This is a genomic window from Aquabacterium sp. NJ1 (genome assembly GCF_000768065.1).
Lineage (GTDB): Bacteria > Pseudomonadota > Gammaproteobacteria > Burkholderiales > Burkholderiaceae_C > Aquabacterium.
The window spans coordinates 2,521,733-2,547,228 of record NZ_JRKM01000001.1; the positions used below are offsets into that span (position 1 = coordinate 2,521,733).

Consider the following 25,496-nt stretch of genomic DNA (forward strand, 5'->3'; position numbering starts at 1 on the left):
CCCCCTACGGCCTCACGGCCGCCCCCCAGGGGGCACCGCCTGCGGACTGGCAAAGCCAGATCCGTGGCGGTTGCTGGGTCAGCGGGCGCTCAGCTTCTCAGCCCTGCTTGTTGAACAGCCCACCCAGCATGCCGATGGCCGACTGCAAGGCATCACCGCCTTGCGGCACCGTGCCATCGGGCGTGACCTTGTCCACCACCTGGGGCAGCAGTTGCGACAGATGGCTGCTGATGTCCTGCGGCGACAGGCCCAACTTCTGTGCCATGGCCTGCACCTGTTCGTTGCCCAGCACCGATTGCAGTTGCTCGGCCGAAATCGGCAGGTTCTGCCCGGTGCCGACCCATGACGAGATCACATGGCCCAGGCCCTGCTGCTCGAAGCTCTGGATCAGGCCCTGCAGGCCGCCCGTCTGCGGGTTGTTGATCAGGCCCGTCACGGCCTCCAGCAGACCACCTTGCTGACCAGCGGCACCGCCGCCCAGCGAACCGGCCACCTGGCCGACGATTGAATCCAGAAGGCCCATGATGTGCTCCAGAAATGGTGAGGGACAGGCCTGCAAGATACACAAGCCTGCCCTCGATCGCAATCAACCCATCAGATCCATGCGGCGTCTTGCTGGACCAGGGTGATCACCACGCCACCGTTGGGTGTCTGCACCTGCAGGTTGGTGCTGCTCGCCTGGTTGTCCACCGAGGCCACCGTCGAGCCACTGAGCACCTGATTGGTCGCCGGAGCGCCATACAGGTCTTTCAGCGTCAGCACATACTGGTTGCCTGTGCCGACCTGAACCAAGCCCACCGAGCCGTTGGACAAGGTGTACTGCTTGTAGCTGGCCGGGCTGCCCAGCATGACGGAGGTCAGCAAGCCCGCGTTGCCCGCATTGGTCAATGAGTAGGTGGTGCCGTTGGTGGTCGTCGGCACCGACAAGCGCATCCACAGCGAACGCGAGTAGGTGATGCCATTGACAACGATGACGTCGTTGATTTCCACGTACTGTGCGCCGCCGTTGGCTCGCACAGCGTGAGTCCGGTTGGCGGGTGGCACCATGTAGCGGAACGGATTGGGGCTCGGGAAAATGTTGTACTGCCAATCACCGCTGTTCAAGCCCAACCCTTGGGCTGAAACCTCAATGTATGGGCCGCTGCCGGGCCTGACCGACGCAGCCGTGGCCATGCCCTGATGGCTCGCGGTCGTGCCTGCATCTTCTTCTGCCCCTCCGCATCCACTCAGGCTCAGGCCCAATGGCAGTGCTGAAGCACCGATCAATAGCTTTCTACGTTGCTCGTCCATGATGTATTCCTACCTGTTCGGTTGAGTTCGACTTAGCTGGTGCGCTTGGCAACGTGACGGCCGCTGGCGGCCACGCTCAACAGCTCGCCAATGGCCTTCGAAGGGCGCCACATGACGGCCGCGACAGGGCCACCGCTGTCCTCGCCATGCCATGCCCAAGAGAAGCCCTTTTGCTGCCAGACGTAGAGCGCATCCTGTGCCCACTTCAGGCGTGCCTGATCAATCTGTGTGCCTGAACTCGGCGAGTCCAGCCACAGCAAGGCCACGGGCATTTGGACAGCTGCAGTCTTGGTCGGATCATCGGCATTCGTAGGCAAGTTGACCACCGCGCCTACATATTTGGTGCCAGCCACGGCGCCGGCGGGCGCGGCAAATTCAATGGTGGTGGCATGACGGGTCAAGGTCACCTGCTGCGACGTGGTCATGTTCAGCGCGCTGGCCCTGGTATTGATGGTTTGCACAGGGTTCGTGCCGTCTGTCCACGAGTACACGCCGACCACCTTGGCCATGGGCTGCGAAGTGAACTTGGTGGCGAACTGGGTACCGTTCGAAGGCACGGCCTGCTCGTTGACGCTGGCGGCATAGCTCGCCAGCTGCGCAGCCGTCAGCGGGCTGGTCCACACACGGAAGCCGTAGTTGAACCCACCCGAATCCACATCCGCCGGATCTGCGGTGTGCCCCAACGTGGCAATCATCTTCGTGCCGTCGGCGCTGATTTCCAGTTGCGTGATCCAGCGGCGCTTGGTGGTGCCGAAGATATCGGTATACAGCCGTGCGCCATTGCCTGCACCTTGGGCCAACACCAGTGCATCGGCATCGGCCTGGGTTGCCACACTCGCCATTTGCGCGAGCAGGGGTGCTTGCCAGGTCACGGTATTTTGTATTTCCGACACCCGCATATTGGGTGAATTCGTCACACGGTTGGGGTCAGGTGGGTAGACCTGCGTGATGGAGGGCTGGCAGCAAGAAAACTCGCCCACAAAGACGGGGGCTTCAGGGTGCCTTTGCTTGAATGTGATGGCGCGCCCTACGTCCCGAAGCACGTCATCGGTGCTGGCATGCGTGTTGAACTCTCCGTAAGGCGTGCCGTCATACCAGTAGGGATCGTAGGAAACGCCGGGCATGGGGTAAGGCGTTCCCATGTTTTCATAGTTCCATTGGTCCACCCCTTGTGACGTCACGCACCCAGGTCCGTAGTAGTGGAAGGAATAGACAATGCGGGGCGAGGCACCGTCCGTCAGGAACAGGGTGCCACTGCTGCCCGATGGCACGTCGAACAGCATCAACCCGTTGGGGCCACCGGCATAAATGCCCTCCACGATCAAAGGCAGCGGTGTTGTCAAACCCAACTGGCTTTCCTTCGTACGGATGGCGTTGATGATGGTTTGCGCGAGTTGCGGCCAACCATTGGACAAGGCTCGGTGCGATGCCAGCGTGGCATCGAATACCACCGCGCCATTGCCGTCCGTTTGCGGTGAGTCGAAGGGATTGGGCTCGTTGACCAGATCAAACCCGATCAAGGCCGCATGACTCTTCCATTTGGTCAGCGTATTGACCCAGAACATCTTGAGGATGTCTCGGTAGGTATAACTCGTCTGATTACCGGAAACAGGATCCTTCACAAGATCAGCGCTGTTGGTGCTCCACAAAAGTCCCGTTGGCCCCTGGTTGAAATCCGTGACCATGAATATACCTGCGCCCAATTTCTGGGCAGAGTCCAGAATATTGGTCACTTGCACGGCAACTCCGGCAATCGTATTGCCACCCGACGTGGCTATCGTCGAATCCCAGCCGTACAGGGCGATCGCCACGATGTCTTTGGAATAGATCGAGAATCGATCAGCATACCCAAACCAGAGTCTGAAGGCGTTGTAGTTGCGCTTCAACGTCAGATTCGCCAGAATACTCCTTGAGTATCCGTTGGGATCATTAGGGTCAGCTGCACTAAAAGATTCAACCGTCAGATCAATATTGGCGGCAGCGATCAGGCCACGCGACCAGTAATCCCACGCGGTATCCCGTGTGATGGGCATGGAAGGCATTTCAAAGCTCCTTGATATCTATTTGCCGTTGCAACGGCGCCCTTGCCTGCGCAGACCTTCTCCCTGTGATGGTGCGCAGAAAAGCCTGCGTATTCTGGCGAGCCACACCCCCTGATCGGCAATCGTTTACCCTTGTCCGGCAGGCGTCACATTGCTGACATATGAATCTTGATCAGCCGGCGCGGCCGCGCCTTCAAGACTGCGGCAGCCAGAACTGGTCGGTGTGCTTGAAGCCCCACGCGGCGGGTGATTCGCGCGAGACGATCTGGTCGGTGGTGCTGCCATCGCCCAGATCCAGCAGTTGCGGCGTGATGGGCTCGTTGGATTTGGTGGAGAAGAACACCCGCACCACAGGGCTGAGCAGGGACTTGCCGCCCTGCTCCACCACCACGCCCAGCCGGCCCGATTTGAGCTTGACCAGCGAGCCCGTGGGGTAGATGCCCACGCTCTTGACGAAGGCCTGGAAGATGCGTTCGTCGAAGTGGCCTTCCTTGGCCCATTGCGCCATCTTCTGGACGGAATCGGCCGGGTCCCAGCCTGCCTTGTACGGCCGGTTGGAGGTGATGGCGTCATACACATCACACACGGCGCCCATGCGGGCATACAGGCTGATCTCCTCGCCCTTGAGGCCGTGCGGGTAGCCTTTGCCGTTGACCTTCTCGTGGTGGTGCAGGCAGACGTCCAGGGCGATGGGGCCCACGCCATTGCCTTCCACCAGCATCTGGTGCCCGGCCTCGGGGTGCCCCTTCATGATGGCGAACTCGGCCGGGGTCAGAGCGCCGGGTTTGTTGAGCACTTCGAGCGGCATCTGGGCCTTGCCCAGGTCGTGCACCAGGCCGGCCAGCCCCGCCTCGCGGGTGTCCGCTTCATTGAGGCCCAGCTGCTTGGCCAGGGCCACCATCAGGGCGCACACGGCCACCGAGTGCATGTAGGTGTAGTCGTCGCTGGTCTTCAAGCGCGCCAGGCTGACGATGGCGCCCGGGTTGCGCGACACCGACTGGGTGATGTCGTCCACCAGGGGCAGGCAGTGTTCGGTGTCCACGGCCTTGCCCATGCGGGCGTCGTTGAACATGGACTTCATGGCGCCACGCGACTGCTCGACGATGCGCGAGGCCCGCACGAGCTCCTGCTGGAAGCTCACGCTCATGGCCAGCGGGGCCTCGTCTTCGTCCAGGGGCACGGTCTGGGTCACCGGATCGGTGGACGAGACCTCGATGTCGTCCATCAGCGCCATGGGGGCGCCGGGCACCTCCACATCCAGGCCCTTGCTGGTGTCGATGATCACTTCCTTGACGACGGCCAGCTGCTTGAGCTGGCGCGCATCGGCGATCTTGAAGGAGGAACGCCAGAAAGGGTGATCCAGCCACGAGCCGCACACCTCGTGGACAAACATGCCTACTCGCACTTGCTGGATCGGGATCTTCCTGAGCATGACGTGGTTCTGGGCTGGCCCTGCATGGACCCTTTTTTGGCATTCAACCCGGATCCTATGCGCGGCCCAGAGGCCTCGGTCGGTCAAAAAGGCCGGACTTGCGGCATTTTGTCGATTCCACTACAGATCGCGTGGGTACTGACGATAAGGAACGACGATACCGCCCTGTGTATCGGTGCGAGCTGAGCCCGGTCGCTGCTTGCAAGCCTCCCTTTTCATGAACCGGGAACGCAGCAAGGTGAGCGACATGTTCAAACAAATGGGTATCGCGGGTAAGTTGTGGGCGACAGTCATTGCACTGATCGTGGCCCTGACCAGCATCGTGGGCGTGGCCGCCTGGCGCGCCGTGGTGCAGCAAAAGGCCATGGACATCGAACTCAAGACCAACGATGCCAAGTTGCACGCCGCCCACGACTGGGCAGGCATGAGCACCGTGGCCATCACCCGCGTGGTGGCCTCTGCACTCAGTTCGGACCCCTTCGTGGCACAGACCTTCGCCAAGCCCATTTCGGAGGCCGTGGCCCAGATCACCGAGATCCACAAGGGGCTCAAGGCCATGCCGCTGACCGATGCGGACAAACAGCAACTCGACAAGATCGGCGAACTGCGCAAGACCGTGCTGGCCACGGACAAGGAGATCAAGGCGCTCAAGGCCGAAGGCAAGCTCGATGAGGCCCGCGCCAAAGCGCTGGGCGAGTTTGTGCCGGCTGCCAACCGCTACGCGGACGCGCTCAACGCCTTTGCGGGCATGCAGGAAAAGAATGCGACCGAACTGCGCGAACAACTGGCCGCAGACCGCCGCGCGACCACGGCCATGGCCGCCGTCATGGTGTTGTGCGTGCTGGTGGGCATTGCGGTGGGCGCGCACTTCCTGATCCGCTCGATCAAGACGCCGCTGCAGGAAGCCGTCACGGTGGCCTCGCACATTGCCCAGGGCGACCTGTCGGTGCGCATCAACACGGGCTACCACGACGAGTTCGGCGAGCTGATGCACGCCCTGCAAGGCATGACCCAGTCGCTGTCGACCCTGGTGCACGATGTGCGCGAGAGCACCGAGGGCATCACGACCGCATCGGCCGAGATCGCCACGGGCAACCAGGACCTGTCCAACCGCACGGAGCAGACGGCCTCCAGCCTGCAGGAAACGGCTTCGTCCATGGAGCAGCTGACCGGCACGGTGCAGCAGTCCGCCCAGGCGGCGCAGCAGGCCAATCAACTGGCCAGCACGGCCAGCGAGGCGGCGCAGCGTGGCGGGCAGGTGGTGGGCCAGGTGGTGTCCACCATGGAGGACATCGCCGCCTCGTCGCGCAAGATCAACGACATCATCGGCGTGATCGATGGCATCGCCTTCCAGACCAACATCCTGGCGCTGAACGCGGCCGTGGAAGCCGCCCGCGCGGGCGAACAAGGCCGTGGTTTTGCCGTGGTGGCCAGCGAAGTGCGCAGCCTGGCGCAGCGCTCGGCCAATGCGGCCCGCGAGATCAAGAGCCTGATCGCCGCCTCGGGCGAGCGCGTGGATTCGGGCGCTCGCCTGGTCAACGAGGCCGGTGAAGCCATGGGCGAGATCGTCAGCGCCATCCAGCGCGTGACCGACATGATGAGCGACATCAGCGCTTCGGCCTCCGAGCAGAGCGATGGCATCAGCCAGGTCAACCAGGCGGTGGTGCACCTCGACCAGATGACACAGCAGAACGCCGCGCTGGTGGAGCAGTCTGCCGCAGCAGCAGCCAGCATGCGCGATCAGGCGCAGAAGCTGTCCGAGGCGGTCAATGTGTTCCGCATGGGTGGTGTACGGGGCTGATCACCTTCGCACCGGCGTCACCACATCAACGCCACCTGAGGCCGGCCAGTTGCCGGTCATGCCAGCGTGCCAGCAGCAGCTGGGCCAGGAAGGACCCGATCCAGGCCATCAGCATGTCGGACTGGGTGTCGAACGGGTCGCCCTGGGTGGCCAGGAACTCGTCGGCGCCCTGCCCCAGCGCCACCGCCGCGCCCCATTCGATGAACTCGTACATGGCGCTGATGGCCAGGCACACGCAGGTCACCAGGAAGAACAGCCAGCCACCGCGCTGCAAGGGCGTCTTGCGCAGCAGGATCTCGCGCGCAATCATCGCGGGGATGAAGCCTTGCGCCAGGTGGCCGATGCGGTCGTAGTGGTTGCGGGTGAAGTGAAAGACGTCCTGCATCCAGAAGCCCAGGGGCACGCGCGCATAGGTGTAGTGGCCGCCGATCATCAGCACCCAGGCGTGGATGGCGATCAGCACATAGACCAGGGTGGTCAGCCGAAAGCTCGAACGGGTGAAGGCCAGCAAGGGCAAGGCGATGAAGATGGGGAAGACCTCCATCACCCACACGCCCCGGTCATAGGCGCCCACAAAGGACCAGATCAGGCCGACCATGATGGTGGCCAGCCACAGCTGCGGGCCCATGGAGAGCCGGGTTGAAAGCCTGTTGATCATGCGGGCAAAGAAAAAAGGCGTACCCGGTGAGGATACGCCTTTGTTGCAGAGGGGGCCTGCCCCGTCTGGCCTTTAGCCTTTCAGCTTAGCCCTTCAGGCCAGCTGCGTCGCGCAGCACCTGGGCCTTGTCCGTGCGCTCCCAGCTGAACTCCGGCTCTTCACGACCGAAGTGGCCGTAAGCCGCCGTCTTCTGGTAGATCGGGCGCAGCAGGTCCAGCATCTGGATGATGCCCTTGGGCCGCAGGTCGAAGTGCTCGTTGACGAGCTTGGCGATCTGGTCGTCAGGGATCACGCCCGTGCCTTCGGTGTAGACCGTCACGTTCATGGGCTTGGCCACGCCGATGGCGTACGCCACCTGCACCTGGCACTGCTTGGCCAGGCCGGCTGCCACCACGTTCTTGGCGACGTAGCGGGCAGCGTAGGCGGCCGAGCGGTCCACCTTCGTGGGATCCTTGCCCGAGAAGGCGCCACCGCCGTGGGGGCAGGCACCGCCGTAGGTGTCCACGATGATCTTGCGGCCGGTCAGGCCACAGTCACCTTGCGGGCCACCGATCACGAAACGGCCGGTCGGGTTGATCAGGAAGCGGGTTTCCTTCAGCCACTCTTTGGGCAGCACCGGCTTGATGATCTCTTCGATGATGGCTTCGGTGAACGAGGCCTTCATCTTGGTGGCCGACTCGGACTGGTCCGGGCTGTGCTGGGTGGACAGCACCACGGTGTCGATGCTGTGGGGCTTGCCGTCCACATAACGCATCGTGACCTGGCTCTTGGCGTCCGGGCGCAGGAAAGGCAGGCGGCCATCCTTGCGCAACTGGGCCTGGCGCTCCACGAGGCGGTGGGCGTAGTAGATCGGCGCGGGCATCAGCTCGGGCGTTTCGTCGCAGGCGTAGCCGAACATCAGGCCCTGGTCGCCAGCGCCGATGTTGAGGTAGTCGTCGGAGGCGCGGTCCACGCCCTGGGCGATGTCGTTGGACTGCTTGTCGTACGCGACCAGCACGGCACAACCCTTGTAGTCGATGCCGTACTCGGTGTTGTCGTAGCCGATGCGCTTGATGGTGTCACGCGCCACCTGGATGTAGTCCACGTTGGCTTGCGTCGTGATTTCGCCTGCGAGAACAACCAGACCGGTGTTGGTCAGGGTTTCGGCGGCCACGCGGGAGACGGGGTCCTGGGCCAGGATGGCGTCCAGGATGGCATCGGAGATCTGGTCAGCCACCTTGTCGGGGTGACCTTCCGATACGGATTCAGAGGTGAAAAGGAAATCGTTCGCCACGATATGTTGCTCCAAAAAAGACAAAAGACCCTCGGCGTCGCCGGGGCTGGTGAGTTGTCCTGGTGGGGCTCTTCGCAGCGGCGAACGCTTTAGCGGCATTTGTGAATCGCCCCGCAAGTTGTCCTGTTAACTCGGCGATGGATGCAAGTGTAGTGGATTCGTTCGGGCTGGAAAGGCCGTAAACCCGGGAAAAGGCGCGGGATATCCCGCAACTGCTCATTCGCGCGCGACGTCGCCAGCGCCGCCACCGTGACCGTCACGCTGGGCCATACTGTCTACAAGGGCCACACGCTGTCGGGCAGCGAAGTGCTGACCTTCGGTGCCGACTTCAATGCCTGGCTCGACACGATCAAGGGCACCGTTGCGGCCAACGGTGCCAGCACGGTCGTTGCGACTCAGGACACCGATGGCTTCTACACGAGCATCACCCTGACGGCGCCTGTCCTGCGCTCCATTTCCTCCGGCGGCTCCGTCACGCTGACGGACCTGAACGTGGACCTCAATGCCAAGAAGGTCTATGCGACCGTGATCGGCGCCAATGGCGTGGGCACGGTGACCAATGTGGCGCTGTGGGACATCGACACGGTGCTGGGCCCGACCAACATCGCCTTGCCAGCCAACGGCAGCGGGACATTCAACCTGGCCGTGCAGGGCCTGCACCTCACGGCTGATGGCTCTGCCAAGGTCGTGAGCTCGCTGGGCCTCGTCACCCTCGGCAAGGCGACACTGGCCGCCGTCAGCGACTTCGGTGGCCTCTCGATGACCCTGAACTCGACGGCCGTGCCACCGCAAGCAAGCTGCTCGGTGAGCTTCAAGACCAGCAACAAGAACGCGCAGCTGTTCAACACCGAGGTGACGATCAACAACCCCAGCAGCAATGCCGCCACCGGCTGGCAGGTGAACTGGCACTACGCCAAGCCCACCCTGCTGCTCAAGGTGAAGAACGCCAAGCTCAGCAACAAGGGCCTGACGAACTACACGGCGGCCCCCACGGCGACCAACGCCACCATTGCCGCCGGTGCTTCGACCTCGTTCAGCTTCCGCGGCCACGCCAATGGCGGCGCCCCCGCGGTCAGCGACCTGTCGGCCACTTTGGGCGACCAGGCCTGTGCGGTGAACCAGCAGTAACTCGCCAACAGCCAGGCCTGTCGCCTGGCTTGTCTCTCGACGGTTCAGCCCGGCCCTGGTGGCCGGGCTTTTTCATGCGCGAACGGCATCGGGCAGAATCCGCCACCATGTCGCGCCTGTTTTTCATGCTGTCTCGCTGGCCGCTGGCCGTGCTGCACCCGCTGGGCAGCCTGCTGGGCTGGCTGGCTTACCTGCTGTCCCCGTCTTACCGCCGGCGCCTGAAGGCGCACACACGCGCCGTGGGCATGGGCACCTGGCAGCGCTGGGCGGCCGTGGCGCACGCGGGCAAGATGGTGGGCGAATTGCCTCGCCTGTGGGGCCGCCCGCGTGAGCAGGCCCTGGGCAGCACGGTGCAGTGGGCTCAGCCCGAAGCCGTGTCCCAGGCCTTGTCCGAAGGCCGTGGGCTCTTGTTGCTGACCCCGCACCTGGGTTGCTTCGAGATCACGGCACAAGCCTATGCCGAGCGCTTTGGCGCGCTCAAGCCGATCACCGCCTTGTACCGCCCGGCCAAGCAGGCCTGGCTGGCCGAGATGATGCGCGACTCGCGCAACCGCCCCGGCATGCTGACCAGCCCGGCCACGCTCAGCGGCGTGCGCAACATGCTGCGCGCGTTGAAGAAGGGCGAGACCGTGGGCCTGCTGCCCGATCAGGTGCCGCCCGAGGGCATGGGCGTGTGGACCAACTTCTTCGGCCGCCCCGCCTACACCATGACCATGGCCGCCAAGCTGGTCGCCCAGACCCGCTGCGCCGTGGTGCTGCTGCGCGGTGAGCGCCTGGGGCTGCTGGCGCGTTGGCGCCAGGGCTGCGACTACATCGTGCACGCCACCCGTGTCCCCCCTGATGTCGAGCAAGTGCTGGCATCCGGGGATGCGGCACAATCCGCCGCCGCCGTGAACCGGCTGATGGAAGACATGATCATGCAAGCACCCGAGCAGTACCTGTGGGGCTACAACCGCTACAAGCAGCCTCGCGCCGAGATCCTGACCTCGGCCGCGGGCGGTGAAGCGCCAACCTGATGATGATCAAGCAAGCGCTGTCTCAAGCGGGCATCCGCCTCGCGCTGGGCCTCCTGTGGCTGCTGCACTGGCTGCCGCTGCCGGTGCTGGCCGCCATCGCGCGTGGCATGGGTGCCCTGCTCTACAAGCTGGCCAAGTCGCGCCGCCGTGTGGGCCTGCGCAACCTGGCGCTGTGCTTCCCCGAGATGCCTCTGGCCGAACGTGAAGCCTTGCTGCGTGCGCACTTTGGCTGGCTCACGCAAAGCCTGCTGGATCGCGCCGTGTTGTGGTGGGCCTCGCCCACGCGCATCAAGCGCCTCATCCAGGTCGAGGGCGACATCGAGCTGGCCGAACGCGAGATGCAGACCACCGGCCGCCCCACCATGTGGTTGTGCCCGCACTTTGTCGGCCTGGACGTGGCGGGTGCTGCCATCCTGCTGTGCCAGAAGCGGCCCGGGGCTTCGATCTACCAGACGCAGAGCAACCCGCTGATGGACAAGCTGATGAAGCGCGGCCGCCTGCGTTTCGGCAACGCCGAGATCTTCCCGCGCAGCGACTCGGTCAAGCCCCTGCTGCGCGCCATCAAGGACGGGCGCGGTTTCTTCAACCTGCCGGACATGGACTTCGGCGCCAAGGACGCGGCCTTCGTGCCCTTCTTCGGCGTGCAGGCGGCCACCTTGCTCGCGCCTTCTCGCATGGCCCGCATGATGAACATGGTCGTGCAGCCCGTGATTGCGGAACTATTGCCGAAAGGACGCGGTTGGCGCGTGCATTTCATGCCGCCGCTGCCCGACTTCCCGACAAAAGATGCAGAATCTGACGCAACGCGAATGAATCACTTCATCGAGTCAGAAATTCTCAAACAGCCTGCCCAATACCTCTGGGTGCACAAGCGATTCAAGACCCGGCCCGAGGGCGAAGCCCCCTTGTATTGAGTCGGCCTGATCTGACGCAAGGATTACCCTGTGTCACCTCAAGTTGAGCCCTCCGCGAACCGATACAAGCCGAAGCTTGTAATGGTTTGAGGAGTGCCAGCTCATGGCTTGGATCGCGTGGCTTCGTGGTTTTTCTATTCGCTCGCGTCTGCTGGCGTGCATGGCCTTGGTGGTGGGCATTGGCTGCACCATCGGGGGCGCGATGAGCTGGCAATTGCTGTCCCTCAAAGGCGAGCTGGATTCGTTTGCCAGCCAGGAGTTTGCTGCCACGCAGCGCATGGCCACACTGGCGCTGAGCCTGGGTGATCTGCGCGGACGTGAAAAGACCACCATCATCGCCACGGGTGACTCCGTGAGCGCCGCCGAACAATTCAAGGCCTGGAAGAGCGCCCTGGCCGCCACCGTGCAGGCCACCAAGGCACTGGCCGACGCCGCCCCCACACCCGAGATCAAGCAACAGGCCCAGGCCCTGGAAGGCAAGCTCAACAGCTATGGCAAGGGCCTGGAGCCCACCCTGGAGTTGATCACCTCTTCAGCGCTGACCTCGGCTGCGGAGGCTTACCAGTCCAGCGAGCCGGCACGCGCCGAGGCCGATGCGGTCGAAGCCATCACGGCCAAGCTCAATGACGCGGTCACCAAGGTGGCCGAAGCGCGCCGCGCCAATGCGGGCAAGGCGGCCAACCACGCCATCATGTGGCTGTGGGGCCTGCTGATGTCGCCCGGCATCGTGTTCCTGCCGCTGATGGGCCTGACCATCCTGTCGATCACGGCGCCGCTGCGCCGGGCCGAAGCCATCACGCAGGCCATCTCGCACGGTGACCTGACCCAGCAGATCGACACCCATGGCCAGGACGAGATCAGCCGCCTGCTGAGTTCGATGGCGCACATGCAAAATGGGCTGCGCGAGATGGTGGCTTCGGTGCGCGAGTCCTCCGAGAACATGCTCACGGCCTCCACCGAGATCGCAGCCGGCAATCAGGACCTGTCGCAACGCACCGAACAAACGGCCGCCAACCTGCAGGACACCGCCTCGTCCATGGACGAGCTGAGCAAGACGGTGGAGCACTCGGCTGAATCGGCCCATGTGGCCAACTCGCTGGCCGACACAGCGAGCCAGCGTGCCGAGCAAGGCGGCCAGGTGGTCGAAAGCGTGGTCACGCAGATGCAGGACATCAGCGCCGCCTCGCGCCAGATCGTCGACATCATCGGCGTGATCGATGGCATCGCCTTCCAGACCAACATCCTGGCACTGAACGCGGCGGTGGAAGCCGCGCGGGCCGGCGAGCAAGGCCGCGGTTTTGCCGTGGTGGCCGGCGAGGTGCGCTCCCTGGCGCAACGCAGCGCCGAGGCCGCCAAGGAGATCAAGTCCTTGATCGGCAAGTCCTCCGAGCGCGTGGAGCAAGGCTCGCAGAAGGTGCGCGAGGCCGGCGAGGTCATGAACGAGATCGTGGACGCGATCCGCCGCGTGACCCAGGCCATGAGCGAGATCGCCGGTGCCACGCGCCAGCAATCCGCGGGCATCGGCCAGGTCAGCCAGTCGGTGACCCAGCTGGACCACATGACGCAGCAGAACGCCGCCCTGGTCGAGCAATCGGCCGCCGCCGCGGACAGCCTGCGTCAACAGGCCATCGACCTGTCCAAGTCGGTGCAGCGCTTCCAGCTGGAAGGCTGAGTCACCCGCGCCACGCCGGCGCGGTGACCATCAATACAGCCGGATGGTGGCGGGCACATTGGGGTCCGCCGCCATGCTTTGGGCCACGGCGTGCAGCCTGGCTGCGGCCTGCGGCGTGCGCGCATACAGCTGCACGCTCGATTCGCCCGCGCTGACCTTGGGCCCCAGCAGTTCCACGCTGGCCACCAGGATCCAGTCCCTGGACCATTGCGGGAACCACTTGTCGTAGATGAAGGCCACCTCCACGCCCTTGCGCGCCGCGAGCTCGTCGATCCACGGCCCGGTCATCTGTCCATGACGCCGCACTTCCAGCACCTCGGGTGAAGCCAGGCCCGCGAGATCGAGCACGTACTGCCCTGATCGCAGGGCCACCAGGCCCAGGTCATTGACCGCCACGCGCATGCCCAGCTCACGGGCGATGCGCGCCGTCACCATCTGCTGCTGTGCCACGTTCTGGCAGCCACCCGGGGTGTCCAGCGTGACCTGCCACAGGGTCGGAAACGCCAGGGCCAGCGCCGTGCTGCTCAGGGCCATGGCCCATGCAGCGCGCGCGGCGCCCTCAGCAGCTTTCAAAACCATGTCGCCCACCGAGGCCAGCACGAACACGGCCAGCCACGCCAGGATGAAGACCTCATAGCGCCCGAACCAGCCCACACGGCCCTCCAGCATGAAGGCCAGCGTGGGCAAGCCGATGAGCATGACCCATTGCCCGAGCCGATCACGCCAGGCATAAGCCAGCCAGGCCAGCATCAGCACGATGGTGGGGTGCGTGGTGTAGTTGGTCATGAAGGGCGGCTCCAGCGTCTTGGCCAGCACCGACGAAGGCAGCAGGGGCAAGCCCACCGCATGCAGAAAGGCCGAGAAAGCCACCACGATGGCCAGCGACACGCCCACGGCCACCGCGGGGCGGACCTTGTCCTGCGTGAACCACAGGTAGGCCCCCACCGGCAGGCTGATGGCCAGGCATTCATAACGGATCAGTGGCATCAAGCCCAGCGCCACATAGAACCAGGCATCGCGGCGCTGCTCGATCAGGCGCATCGCCACGAACACCACCAGCAACACCTGCAGCGAGTGCTCCATGCCGGTCATCACCAGGCCAAACAGGTTGAGCCCGAAGGCCACGGCCATCGCCCCGAGCGTGGGCAACCAGGCGGGCACGCCCGCGCGCCGGATCACCCGCGCCAGGCACCATACGGTCAGCACACAAGCCGCCCCGTTGATGATCAAGGGCAACCATTCAGCCACACGCGCAGGTGCCAGCGCCATCAGAAAAGGCCAGGCAATGCTGGACGAAGGGGATGCCCACTCGCCAGGGTTGATACCGTATGATCCTTGCTGAATGTTCTTCGCGAGCGCCAGGTGGATGTAAGGGTCATCCAGCGAATACACGAGCATGCCGCCCGTCTGCCTCATGCACGCGACAACCAAAGCCCACAAGGCCAGCAAAGCGGCGACTGGTGCCATACACGCTACTCCCAGTTGAACAGTTTTCACCAGGACCACTCTATATGAAGCTGCGCTTCACCAAGATGCACGGCGCCGGCAACGACTTTGTTGTGCTCGACGCCACACGCGGGCCCCTGCCATTGAGCGAGGCCCAGTACCGCTTTCTGGCTGACCGCCGTTTTGGTATCGGCGCAGACCAGATCCTGATCGTCGAGCCCGGCAACCCGGCCAATGCCACCGACTTCACTTACCGCATCATGAACGCCGACGGCGGCGAGGTGGAGCAATGCGGCAACGGCGCGCGCTGCTTCGCCCGTTTCGTGCACGACACCGGCCTGAGCGACAAGGACACCATCCGTGTGCAGACCATGAAGGCCATCATCGAGCCGCACCTGCAGCCCGATGGCCGCGTGACCGTGGACATGGGTGAGCCCTTCCTGGTGCCCGCCGAGGTGCCCTTTGATGGCCAGGGCCTGACGCCCAAGCTGCTCAATGGCTGCGAGCTGTGGCCCATCCAGCTGGCGAACCACCCGGTCGACGTGGCCGTGGTGTCCATGGGCAACCCGCACGCCGTGATGCGTGTGGACAGCGTCGAGCACGCCCCCGTGGAAGAGCTCGGCCCGCAGGTTGAAAGCCATGTGCGCTTCCCGCGCCGCGTGAACGCCGGCTTCATGGAAGTGGTGGACCGCAGCCACATCCGCCTGCGCGTGTACGAGCGTGGCACGGGCGAGACCCTGGCCTGCGGCTCGGGTGCCTGCGCCGCCGTGGTGGCCGGCATCCGCCTGGGCTGGCTGGATGAGACCGTGCACGTGGACATGCCCGGCGGCCGCCTGAGCATCAGCTGGGAAGGCCCCGGCACGCACGTGCTGATGACCGGCCCGGCCGTCAAGGTGTTTGACGGCGAAATCGACGTTCCCGAACTCTGAACCAAGTACCCCCCATGACCCTGCAAGGCATCACCGAAGACGAGATCGTCAACTACCTGGTGCACACGCCCGGTTTCTTCGAGCGCAACGCCCAGGTGCTGGCCTCCATCCAGCTGACCAGCCCGCACGGCCAGCGCGCCGTCTCGCTGCAAGAGCGCCAGATGGAGATGCTGCGCGACCGCATCAAGGGCCTGGAGCGCCGGATCATGGACATGATCCGCCACGGCCAGGAAAACGAAGCCATCGCCGAGCGCCTGCACCGCTGGGTGCGCGCCGTGCTGCTCACGCATGACGACACCCTGCTGGCCGAGGTCATGATCGACCGCCTGCGCCACGAGTTCATGATCCCGCAAGCGGCCGTGCGTGTCTGGGGCACACCCAGCCAGGCGCTGCGCGAAGGCCTGGGCGAGTTGGCCATCACCCAGCCCGTGAGCGACGACGCCCGCAGCTTTGCCGGCAGCCTCAACGTGCCCTACTGCGGCCTGAACGCCGGCTTCGAGGCCGGCAAGTGGCTGGAAGACAGCGCCACCATCACGTCTCTGGCCCTGCTGCCCCTTCACCACCAGGGCGAAACCTTCGGCCTGCTGGTACTGGGCTCGCCCGACCCCACCCGCTACACCGCCGACATGGGCGTGGACTTCCTGCACCAGGTCAGCGACATCGCGAGTGCGGCGCTGGCGCGGCTGCTGAGCTGATCGGCGTCAACAACGAGCGCGACCATGGCCATCCCATCGCCCTGACCAGGGGGGGATGGCCGCGTCGCGTTTTGTGCAAGGTCAATACCTGCCACGATCGCGACTGGCCAAATGGCATGGCGCATCCAGCGCAGGCCTGATGGTGGGCCACCTTGAACATCGGTGACGAGGTCGGTGTCCTCTCGAACCAGTCGAGGAGCCACCGCGACCATGGCCACCCCATTTGCAGGCAGAGCGCTGCCCACCCAGGATGAAGCCTGGCTTGCCAGCATGGCCCGGCGGCTGCACCGGGAACAACAGCTGGCCCACCTGGATGAAGACCCGACCTCGGCCTTGCTGGTGCCCAACAGCCAGCACCCTGCCCGGCTGGTCCCCCTGGCCCACAACGAAACGCACGAGCCGCTGGACCTGGTCTGGGATGCCCAGGCGCAACTGGACCTGCTGGCCCGGGGCCTGGCCGCGCAAAAGCGGCCCGCCTTGCTGCCCCGCGTGCCCGGCGACTCCCCCACCATCGCCGCACTCAGAAAGGCCTTCGCCGGCCGCGGCCTGGTGATCGTGCGCCCGGCTTTGGGCACCCCCACCATCGCGCTGGATGCCTCCTGGGCCGAGCCGCAGATGAAGTTCAACGCGGGCCACCGCTCTGACTTTCGCCGGGCCGAACGCCACGCCGCCAAGCTGGGCGAACTGCGCTTCGAGATCCACACGCAGCCCAGCGAGCAGGCGCTGGATCAGCTGCTGGACGAAGCCTTCGACGTGGAAGCCCACAACTGGAAGGGCGACGCGGGCACGGCCTTGCTGCACGACCAGACACTGGGCAGCTTCTTTCGGCACTACGCCCATGGCGCCCGCCGCGAAGGCATCCTGCGCCTGGCTTTCATGCGCATAGGCGGGCAGGCCGTGGGCATGCAGCTGGCCGTCGAGTGGCAACAAAGCTGGTGGCTGCTCAAGATCGGATACGACAGCCGCTTCGCCCGCTGCTCGCCGGGCACCTTGCTGATGCTGCACACCGTGGCCGATGCCGCACGCCGCGGCCTGCGCAGCTACGAGTTCCTGGGCAACCCGGCCCCCTGGACCGACATGTGGACCCAGACCTTGAAGCCCCATGTGGACGTGCGCCTCTACCCCTTCTCCGTCGCCGGGCAAGTGGCCCTGCTGCAAGACATCAGCACCATGGTCCAGGCCCGCGTGAGGGCCACGCTGCAAAGCGGCCGGATCCAATCCACCGTGAAGCGCCACCTGCTCACGCCCGTCAAGCGCCTGGTGTCAAGCCTGGCGGCACCCGTGCTGAACCTGGCCAGTCGAGCCTATGTGCCCGGCCCCCGGCTGGAAGACGCCGTGCGCATGGCCCGCCGCGTGGAGGCCGATGGCATGGCCGTCACCATCGGCTACTTCAATGCCGACAGCGATTCACCCGATCTGATCGAAGACCAGGGCCGCGCCGCCGTGGACGCCGCCGCCCGGCTGAACAAGCCCGCCTACGTGTCGGTCAAGGTGCCGCCACTGGCTTATGCCCTGCACCGCGCGCGCGAGATCGCCAGCCACGCCGCGCGCCACCACCAGTTGCTGCACTTCGACTCGCATGGCCCGGACACCGCGCAACCCACCCTCCAGCTGCTGGATGCCTTGCGCAACCAGCAGGCGCCCTTGAGCCTGACCGTGCCCGGTCGCTGGCGGCGCAGCCTGCAGGATTGCGACTGGGCCGTTCAGCGCGGCATCCGCGTGCGGGTGGTGAAGGGCCAATGGGCCTGCCCACTTGAGCCCGACATGGACCTGCGCGCCGGCTTTCTCGCCGTCATCGACAGGCTGGCGGGGCGCGCCACCGAAGTGGCCGTGGCCACCCACGATGCCCCGCTGGCCCGTGAGGCCTTGCGCCGCTTGCAGCAGGCGGGGACCCCGTGCGAACTGGAGTTGTTGTGTGGCCTGCCGCGGCGCGAGGTGATGGCCGTGGCCCGCGAGTTGAACGTGCCCGTGCGCTTTTACATCCCCTATGGCACCGCCTGGTTGCCTTATGCGCTGGGCCAGCTCGTACGCAAGCCGCAGCTGTGGGGCTGGATGTTGCGCGATGTGGCAAACAAGCTGCTGCACCGGTGACGCCAGGGTGCGGCAACGTAAAGTTATTTTGCTGGGCGTAAGGAGGTGCGATCTTGCTAGGTATTGCGGCCATTTGGCGCGCATGATGAGGCGCTTCGTCTTTCAAGCAGTACGCCGCAGGCAGCAGTCATGGCTCGCGAAATCAAAGAGGGCATCTGGCCCTGCGTCCGCATGGATGTCGCCCGCTACGGCGGGTGGCTGGCCCTGTTGCATGAACAATCGCTGTGGGCCGTGCTCTGGTTCCGCCTGGGCAGCGCCATCCTGCTGATCCAGCCTCGCCTGCTGCGGCGCTTGTGCCTGGTGCCCTGGTACGCGGGCTACAAACTGATCGAATCCATCCTGGGCATCAGCCTGCCCCTGGGCCTGCAAGCCGGTGGGGGCCTGCGGATCTGGCACTTTGGCGGCATCTTCATCAACCGCGGCGCGGTCATCGGGCGCAACTGCACCTTGCGCCAGGGTGTGACGCTGGGCAGCCGCCATGACGACGGCCCCTCGCCTGTGCTGGGTGACGACGTCGACCTGGGCACGTATGCACAGGTGCTGGGCGCGGTGAAAATCGGCGACCACGCCCGCATCGGCAGCCTGTCCGTGGTCCTGGTGGATGTGCCTGCCGGGTGCACCGCGGTGGGCGTGCCCGCCCGGGTGCTGCAGGCTTCGGCCTCGCGCCAGGTGGCAAACCGGGCCACGCCCGCCGCCGGCCACCCTGCAGCAGGCGATACGGCTGACAATATGGCGCCATGCACGCCCCCGGAACACAGCCCGCTGCGCTCGGCTCGCCAACCCTCGACCAGCACCTGAGCTACCTGCGCGTCCAGCGCCGGCTGGCCGACCGCACCCTGGCCATGTATGGCGACGCCTTCAAGCGCCTGCTCAAGCTGTGCGACAAGGCACAACTGCCCCTGACCGACGTGCGCCCGCACCATGTGCGCGGCTGGACGGCGCGCCTGCATGCGCAGGGCCTGGGCCCGCGCAGCATCGCCATCACACTGGCAGCCTGGCGAGGCCTGTACAAGTGGATGGGCCGCGAGGGCCTGGTGCAGCTCAACCCGGTGGACGGCATCAAGCCCCCGAAAGCGGCCAAGCCCCTGCCCAAGGCCTTGTCGGTAGACCAGGCCGTGGCGCTGGCTGTGCATGAACCCGCCGATGACGAAGCCGCTTCACCCGCCGCGGCCACGCGTCAGGCCCGGGAAGCGCCCTGGCTGCACGCGCGTGACCACGCCATGATCGAGCTGCTCTACAGCAGCGGCCTGCGCAGTGCCGAGTTGCTGGGCCTGGACGTGGACGCCAGCGGCGACGCGCAAGGCTGGCTCGATCTGCAAACGGGTGAGGCCCATGTGCTGGGCAAAGGCAGCAAACGGCGCATCGTGCCGGTGGGCCAGGCCGCCTTGCAGGCCTTGCGCGCCTGGCTGGATGTGCGCGCGTTGCTCACGCCCCCCACCTCACCCGCCCTGTTCATCAGCCGGCTGGGCACGCGCCTGACGCCCATGCAATTGCGCAACCGGCTCAAGCAACTGGCCCAACAGGCGGGCTTGCCCACCCATGTGCACCCGCACATGCTGCGCCACAGCTTTGCCAGCCACCTGCTGCAGTCCAGCGGCGATCTGCGCGCCGTTCAGGAGCTGCTGGGCCACGCCCACATCAGCACCACGCAGGTCTATACCAAGCTGGATTTTCAGCACCTGGCCAAGGTGTATGACGCGGCGCATCCGCGCGCCAAACGTCAGGGCGGCAAGGACAGCAAGTAGGCCGGCAAGCCGCTTCAGGCCGCGCGGCGCGCGTGCCGCGCCATCAGGCGCATCAGCTCGTCGTGCACAAAGGGCTTGACCAGGTAGTCCACCATGCCGGCGCGCAGGCCCTTGGCGCGGGCCTCTTCGAAGGCATGGGCGGTCAGACCCAGCACGGGCAGGCCCGGGTCCAGCTGCAGGATCTGCTCGGTGGCCTGGTAGCCGTCCATCAAGGGCATCTCGATGTCGCACAGCAGCAGGTCGAAGGCACCCTGGCCCGCCTGCTTGACCGCATCCACCGCCTCCACGCCGTTGTTGACCATGGTGAGGCACACGCCCACGCTTTGCAGCAATTGCTCCAGCAGCAACTGGTTGACGCGGTGGTCTTCGGCCACCAGCACGCGCGCACCATCCAGGCCATGCGTCTCCCAACGCGTGGCCTCGGCAGGCGGCGGCACTTGGGGCGCGGGTTCGGGCAACAAGGCCAGCGGCAGGCGCACTTCAAAACGTGAACCCAGGCCGGGTGTGCTGTGCACGAGGATGCGACCGTCCATCATGTCCACCAGGCGCTTGCAGATGGACAGGCCCAGGCCCGTGCCACCGGCGCGCCGTGTCGAACTGCCATCACCCCGCACAAAGGGCTTGAACAGCTGGGACTGCATCTGCGCGTCCATGCCCGGCCCGGTGTCGTGCACGGCCAGGCTCAGCCCGGCGTCGTCGGCACCGATGCTCAGGCGCACTTCGCCATGCTGGGTGAACTTCACCGCATTGGTCAGCAGGTTGCTCAGGATCTGGCCCACGCGCTGGGCATCGGCACGCCAGCGCTCGGGCACACCGGGCGCACGCGCCACGGTCAGCGTCAACCCTTTGCCCCTGGCCTGCTCGCGCACCGGCGCAATCGCCTGCTCGATGCAGTCGCTCAACGCCATCTCGCCGATGTGGATGTCGAGCTTGCCCGCCTCGATGCGCGAAAAGTCCAGGATGTCGTTGATCAGGCCCAGCAGGTGCTGGCCCGCTTGCAGGATGTGGCCGAAGTGGGCCGCGGCCGCGTGGTCCGGGTAGCGCAAGGCCCCCACCTGGGCAAAACCCAGCACCGCATTGAGCGGGGTGCGGATCTCGTGGCTCACGCCCGAGAGGAACTCGCTCTTGGCTTTGCCGGCCTCTTCGGCCACGGCCCGGGCGGCCTTGAGCTCGGTGACGTCCATGGCCAGCACCACAAAGCCCTTGACCTCGCCGTCGACCAGATCCGGCGTGAAGCTGACCTGGGCATACAGGCCATTGCGCTCCTGGTGCTCGCCGGTGGTCTCCTGGCCTTGCAGCACGGCCTGCACGAAAGGCATGGTGCGCTGGAAGCCTTCGGGCGAGAGCAGCTCGGCCATGTGGCGCCCCACCAGGGACTCCGACTTGTGGCGCCAGTGCTGGCGCAGGCGACGGTTGCAGTAGCGCAGCACCAGGCCCGCGTCCCAGTAAGCGACGGCGCCGGGCATGGCGTCCAGGATGCTTTCGAGCCGGCGGTCCGGCGGGCACACGCGTGCGGCGATCAGGCCGGACTCGGCTTCCAGGCAACGTTGCTGCAGGCGCTCGTTTTGCGCCTGCTGCTCCAGCAACTGGGCTTTGAGGCGAGCGAGTTCGGCGCGCAAGGCGGCCTCGTCGCCTTCGCACGGGGAAGAGCCCATGCTCGGCAAGGCCGAATCCAGCTGCAAGACAGAAGACGAATCACGCGACATCACTAACCTCATGGACGCGTCATGCAACGCCGGCGCGTGACCGGTTGACCAATCTTGCACAAACTGTTCACACCCCATGTTTACTGCATTGCGAAAGAACCGGGCGCAACGCCGCTTTGTGCCTGCCACGCCGGTTCACGGCGCACAGGTACGACAATGTTGCCTTCGCTCGACCACCTTGCCTCTTAAATAATCATGAAAGTCATCACCCTGCGCGAAGGCAAAGAACGCTCCCTGCTGCGCCGTCATCCCTGGGTGTTCCAGGGCAGCGTGGCCAAAGGCGGCGGCGACGCCGGTGAGACCGTGCGCGTGCAGTCCCACGACGGCAAATTCCTGGCCTGGGCGGCCTTCAGCCCCAGCTCGCAGATCCGCGTGCGCGCCTGGAGCTTTGACGAGGCCGAACGCATCGACGACGCCTTCTTCCAGCAACGCGTGGCCGCCGCCGTGGCCCTGCGCAAACGCCTGGCCATCGACTCCGACGGCATCCGCCTGATCCATGGTGAAGCCGACGGCCTGCCCGGCCTGATCGTGGACCAGTACGGTGACCTGCTGAGCGCCCAGTTCCTGAGCGCCGGCACCGAGCGCTGGAAGGACGTGATCGCCGATGCGCTGGTGGCAGCCACCGGCTGCCCCTATCTGTACGAACGCTCGGACTCCGGTGTGCGGGGCCTCGAAGGCCTGACGCCGGTCACCGGCTGGTTGCGCCATCCGGAAACGGCCGACGGCGCGCGCCGCTCGACCGAGGTCACCATCCACGAAAACGGCTGGAAGCTCACGCTGGACGTGGCCGAGGGCCACAAGACCGGCTACTACCTGGACCAGCGCGACAACCGCGGCCTGTTCGCCAAACTCGTCAAACAGTTCAACTGCAAGACGGTGCTCAACTGCTACAGCTACACCGGCGGCTTCAGCGTGGCCGCGCTGGAAGGCGGTGCCACCGAGGTGACCAGCGTGGACTCCTCTGGCCCGGCCCTGGCCCGCGCCAGCGCCCACGTCACACTCAACGGTTACGACGCCAGCGCCCACACGGCCCTGGATGCCGACGTGAACGGCAGCCTGCGCGCCTTCATCAAGGGGGGCCGAACGTTTGACGCCATCGTGCTGGACCCGCCCAAGTTCGCGCCCAGCGCCGCCCACGCAGACCGCGCCTCGCGCGCTTACAAGGACATCAATCGCCTGGCTTTCAAGCTGCTCAACCCGGGCGGCCTGCTGCTGACCTTCTCGTGCTCGGGCGGCATCGGCGGTGAGCTGTTCCACAAGATCGTGGCCGGCGCCGGCATGGACGCGGGCGTGGACGGTTACCTGCTCAAGCGCCTGGAAGCCACCCCTGACCACCCCACGACCATCACCTTCCCGGAGGGCGAGTACCTCAAGGGCCTGGTCATTGTCCGGAAATAACATCCCTAGTTTGAAATAATGTCATAGTGGGTGACAGTTTTGAGGACACACATGTAACCAATAGCGACATAATCTCTTGTCAAATCGCGCAGGGAGCGTGGGAAACATCATGAGCGCCAGAGCATCCGCCAAATCCATCTGGGACTTCAGGCGAGGCATTGCCACCGCCCGGGTCCTGACTCAGCTTGGTTTCGATCACGGCGTCAGCGTGGACAACATGCTGCGTCACACCGGCATCACCCGCACCCTGCTGGACGACCCCAAGGGCGAGATCGAGGCTCACCAGGAGGTGCAGCTGATCCGCAACCTGATCCACGCGCTGCCCCACATCCCCACGCTGGGCCTGCAGGCCGGCACCCGCTACCACGTCACCACCTACGGCCTGTGGGGTTACGCGGTGATGAGCAGCCCCACGCTGGGGTCCGCCGTCGGCATGGCCTCGCGCATGCTGAACCTGACCTTCTCGCTGACGATCAGTGAGGTCGAGCAGATTGGTGACCTGATCCAGTCCTCCTTCCAGAGCGACCACCTGCCGCCGGACGTGCGCCAGTTCATCCTGGACCGCGACCGCGCCGCCGTGATCACGCTGCAGCGCGAGATCCTGGGCCACCCCCTGCCCTACCGCGCGGTGCACATGCGCCGTGCCGAGCCCTCTGCCGACATCGTCGAGGCCTACACCAGCCTGTTCGGCATCCGCCCGACCTTTGGCCAGGCCCGCGACTGCGCCCTGTTCGACGCCGCCCTGATGCACGAGCGCCTGCCCCAGGCCGACCCGCACACCGCCGCCCTGTGCGAGCAGATGTGCCGCAAGCTGGTGGACGCCCGCAAGACCCGCACCGGCGTGGCCGCCTCCGTGCGCGACCGCCTGCTGCGCACGCCCGGCCACATCCCCGACATGGAAGAGATCGCGGCCGAGATGAAGATCACCTCGCGCACGCTGCGCCGCCACCTGACGGCCGAAGGCGCCACCTTCCGCGCCCTGCTCGAAGAGGTGCGCTCGACCCTGGCCGAAGAGCTGATGGCCTCGGCCAGCCTGACACACGGCGAGATCGCCGAGCGCCTGGGTTATGCCGACGTGACCACCTTCATCGAAGCCTTCCGCCGCTGGAAGGGCATGCCGCCCAGCGAGTTCCGCCGCAGCAATGGCCTGACCGCGCAGGCCGCCCGCATCCCGCGCCGACGCTTTGCGGTGCGCTGAAGCAGGCCAAGGGCCCACGAGGCCAAAGCGGCAATCCTTCACGGGCAAAACCCGGTAAAGCCTCGGCTTCACGAGGCTCTTCCACTGTTCCCTGGCGGGGCAAAAGCCTAGACTGGCCTGGCATCATTGGATGAGAGCCCGTCATGACCATCGCCCCCCAGCTTCGCAACCTCAACATCGACCTGCCGGCCTGCCCCAGCACGCTGGTCAAGCTGTCCTTGCTGATGGCCGAGGAAGACAGCTCCATCGACCAGCTGTCCTCGCTGATCGAAACCGACATGGCCTTGTCTTCGGCCGTGGTCCGCACCGTGAACTCCGCGCTGTTCGGCCTGCTCAAGCGCGTGGAAACCGTGCACGAAGGCATCCGTTATCTGGGCATGGCCCAGGTCGCCGGCCTGACCTACGAGATCGGCCTGCGTGGCGCCTTCCCGCCCAGCCCCTTGCTGCAACAGATCTGGGACCGCGCCGGCATCCGTGGCCTGGCCATGGGCCGCATCGCCCGCCAGCTCGACGTGGACCCCTGGCAGGCGCACACCTCGGGCCTGTTTGCCGAAACCGGCCGTGCCGTGCTGTACGCCTATGACCGCCAGCGCTACCAGGCCCTGGAAGTGAGCGGCAACGACGAAGCCCTGTTGTGCGCCGCCGAGATCGAAGCCTTTGGCGTGAGCCACTCGGCGCTGGGCGCGGCCCTGTGCCAGTCCTGGGGCCTGTCGCGCGACGTGTCTGACAGCGTGCGTGCCCGCCCCAATGCGCCCAGCCAGTGGTCGCAGGAGCGCCCCGCCGTGCAAAAGCTCCTGACCATCGGCGCGGCCGTGGACGCCCTGCTGCTCAACACCGACCAATCGGCCGACCCGCAGGCCGTGTGGGCCGAACTCGAGCCCATCGCCCACCAGGTCGGCCTGCATTTCGACGCCTTCAAGCTGGCCACGATGCGCGTGTGCGAACGGCTGAACCTGTCGCAAGGCGAAGGCTGACACACGGCCCGCACCCCGGCGGCGGTATTGCCCGCATCTAACGAGGCCCGCTCATGCGGGCCTCAAGTCTTTCAGGGCCTCAGACGAT

The 25,496-nt window shown here is 65.5% G+C and carries 21 protein-coding genes; 13 read left to right on the plus strand and 8 right to left on the minus strand.

Annotated features, from left to right (window positions below):
* Positions 1-97 precede the first annotated feature (97 nt).
* The 4 genes from JY96_RS10795 to JY96_RS10810 form a co-directional block, all read right to left on the minus strand.
* Complete coding sequence (locus JY96_RS10795; protein ID WP_035037319.1) at positions 98-523, minus strand: YidB family protein; 426 nt, start codon at positions 521-523, stop codon at positions 98-100.
* Between the two features lie 71 nt (positions 524-594).
* Entirely contained in the window at positions 595-1,104 is a 510-nt protein-coding gene (locus JY96_RS10800; protein WP_152606453.1) for a hypothetical protein, read from the minus strand.
* Between the two features lie 218 nt (positions 1,105-1,322).
* The gene (locus JY96_RS10805; RefSeq protein ID WP_081961191.1) at positions 1,323-3,332 is read right to left on the minus strand and encodes a cellulase family glycosylhydrolase; all 2,010 of its coding nucleotides are present in this window, start codon (positions 3,330-3,332) and stop codon (positions 1,323-1,325) included.
* 193 nt (positions 3,333-3,525) lie between these two features.
* Positions 3,526-4,764 (minus strand): HD-GYP domain-containing protein, encoded by a 1,239-nt coding sequence (locus JY96_RS10810; RefSeq protein ID WP_035037326.1) that lies wholly within the window; start codon positions 4,762-4,764, stop codon positions 3,526-3,528.
* A gap of 247 nt (positions 4,765-5,011) precedes the next feature.
* On the opposite strand from JY96_RS10810, the gene JY96_RS24220 reads away from it, so the two are divergent.
* Positions 5,012-6,565, plus strand: a complete 1,554-nt coding sequence (locus tag JY96_RS24220; protein ID WP_035042276.1) for a methyl-accepting chemotaxis protein — start codon at positions 5,012-5,014, stop codon at positions 6,563-6,565.
* Positions 6,566-6,590: 25 nt separating this feature from the next.
* On the opposite strand, the gene JY96_RS10820 is transcribed toward JY96_RS24220, so the two are convergent.
* On the minus strand, positions 6,591-7,193 hold the full coding sequence (locus JY96_RS10820; RefSeq protein ID WP_035037330.1) for a DUF2238 domain-containing protein: 603 nt from the start codon (positions 7,191-7,193) through the stop codon (positions 6,591-6,593).
* 115 nt (positions 7,194-7,308) lie between these two features.
* On the minus strand, positions 7,309-8,496 hold the full coding sequence (gene metK, locus JY96_RS10825) for a methionine adenosyltransferase (protein ID WP_035042279.1): 1,188 nt from the start codon (positions 8,494-8,496) through the stop codon (positions 7,309-7,311).
* A gap of 249 nt (positions 8,497-8,745) precedes the next feature.
* On the opposite strand from metK, the gene JY96_RS10830 reads away from it, so the two are divergent.
* The 4 genes from JY96_RS10830 to JY96_RS24225 all read left to right on the plus strand — a co-directional run bounded on the left by JY96_RS10830 (position 8,746) and on the right by JY96_RS24225 (position 13,226).
* Entirely contained in the window at positions 8,746-9,624 is an 879-nt protein-coding gene (locus JY96_RS10830) for a cellulose binding domain-containing protein (RefSeq protein WP_035037332.1), read from the plus strand.
* 107 nt (positions 9,625-9,731) lie between these two features.
* Complete coding sequence (locus JY96_RS10835) at positions 9,732-10,640, plus strand: lysophospholipid acyltransferase family protein (RefSeq protein ID WP_035037334.1); 909 nt, start codon at positions 9,732-9,734, stop codon at positions 10,638-10,640.
* Positions 10,640-11,554, plus strand: coding sequence for a lysophospholipid acyltransferase family protein (locus JY96_RS10840; protein WP_235333902.1), 915 nt, complete (start codon positions 10,640-10,642; stop codon positions 11,552-11,554). Before JY96_RS10835 ends, JY96_RS10840 begins: the two co-directional genes overlap by 1 nt.
* 103 nt (positions 11,555-11,657) lie before the next feature.
* Positions 11,658-13,226, plus strand: coding sequence for a methyl-accepting chemotaxis protein (locus JY96_RS24225; protein ID WP_081961192.1), 1,569 nt, complete (start codon positions 11,658-11,660; stop codon positions 13,224-13,226).
* Positions 13,227-13,256: 30 nt separating this feature from the next.
* Here JY96_RS24225 and JY96_RS10850 read toward each other — a convergent pair whose 3' ends face one another.
* A complete protein-coding gene (locus JY96_RS10850) occupies positions 13,257-14,693 on the minus strand; it encodes a hypothetical protein (RefSeq protein ID WP_035037336.1) in 1,437 nt (478 codons plus the stop codon).
* A 44-nt stretch (positions 14,694-14,737) separates the two neighbouring features.
* Between JY96_RS10850 and dapF the strand changes: the two genes are divergently transcribed.
* From dapF to JY96_RS10880, 5 genes are all read left to right on the plus strand, one after another.
* The gene (gene dapF / locus JY96_RS10855) at positions 14,738-15,601 is read left to right on the plus strand and encodes a diaminopimelate epimerase (protein ID WP_035037339.1); all 864 of its coding nucleotides are present in this window, start codon (positions 14,738-14,740) and stop codon (positions 15,599-15,601) included.
* A gap of 14 nt (positions 15,602-15,615) precedes the next feature.
* Positions 15,616-16,296: a DUF484 family protein gene (locus JY96_RS10860; RefSeq protein ID WP_035037341.1), complete on the plus strand. Its 681-nt coding sequence runs from the start codon at positions 15,616-15,618 to the stop codon at positions 16,294-16,296.
* Positions 16,297-16,506: 210 nt separating this feature from the next.
* Complete coding sequence (locus JY96_RS22240; protein ID WP_052162402.1) at positions 16,507-18,387, plus strand: GNAT family N-acetyltransferase; 1,881 nt, start codon at positions 16,507-16,509, stop codon at positions 18,385-18,387.
* Between the two features lie 129 nt (positions 18,388-18,516).
* Positions 18,517-19,185, plus strand: a complete 669-nt coding sequence (locus JY96_RS10875; protein ID WP_081961193.1) for a serine O-acetyltransferase — start codon at positions 18,517-18,519, stop codon at positions 19,183-19,185.
* Positions 19,125-20,132, plus strand: a complete 1,008-nt coding sequence (locus tag JY96_RS10880; RefSeq protein WP_035037343.1) for a tyrosine recombinase XerC — start codon at positions 19,125-19,127, stop codon at positions 20,130-20,132. Before JY96_RS10875 ends, JY96_RS10880 begins: the two co-directional genes overlap by 61 nt.
* 14 nt (positions 20,133-20,146) lie before the next feature.
* On the opposite strand, the gene JY96_RS10885 is transcribed toward JY96_RS10880, so the two are convergent.
* Entirely contained in the window at positions 20,147-21,838 is a 1,692-nt protein-coding gene (locus JY96_RS10885; protein ID WP_052162403.1) for a PAS domain-containing sensor histidine kinase, read from the minus strand.
* Between the two features lie 195 nt (positions 21,839-22,033).
* Here JY96_RS10885 and JY96_RS10890 point away from each other — a divergent pair, with 195 nt between their 5' ends.
* The 3 genes from JY96_RS10890 (at position 22,034) to JY96_RS10900 (ending at position 25,408) form a co-directional block, all read left to right on the plus strand.
* Positions 22,034-23,236 (plus strand): class I SAM-dependent rRNA methyltransferase, encoded by a 1,203-nt coding sequence (locus tag JY96_RS10890; RefSeq protein ID WP_035037345.1) that lies wholly within the window; start codon positions 22,034-22,036, stop codon positions 23,234-23,236.
* Positions 23,237-23,345: 109 nt separating this feature from the next.
* On the plus strand, positions 23,346-24,434 hold the full coding sequence (locus JY96_RS10895) for an AraC family transcriptional regulator (protein ID WP_052162404.1): 1,089 nt from the start codon (positions 23,346-23,348) through the stop codon (positions 24,432-24,434).
* 143 nt (positions 24,435-24,577) lie between these two features.
* Positions 24,578-25,408, plus strand: a complete 831-nt coding sequence (locus tag JY96_RS10900; protein ID WP_052162405.1) for an HDOD domain-containing protein — start codon at positions 24,578-24,580, stop codon at positions 25,406-25,408.
* The last annotated feature ends 88 nt before the right edge of the window (positions 25,409-25,496 follow it).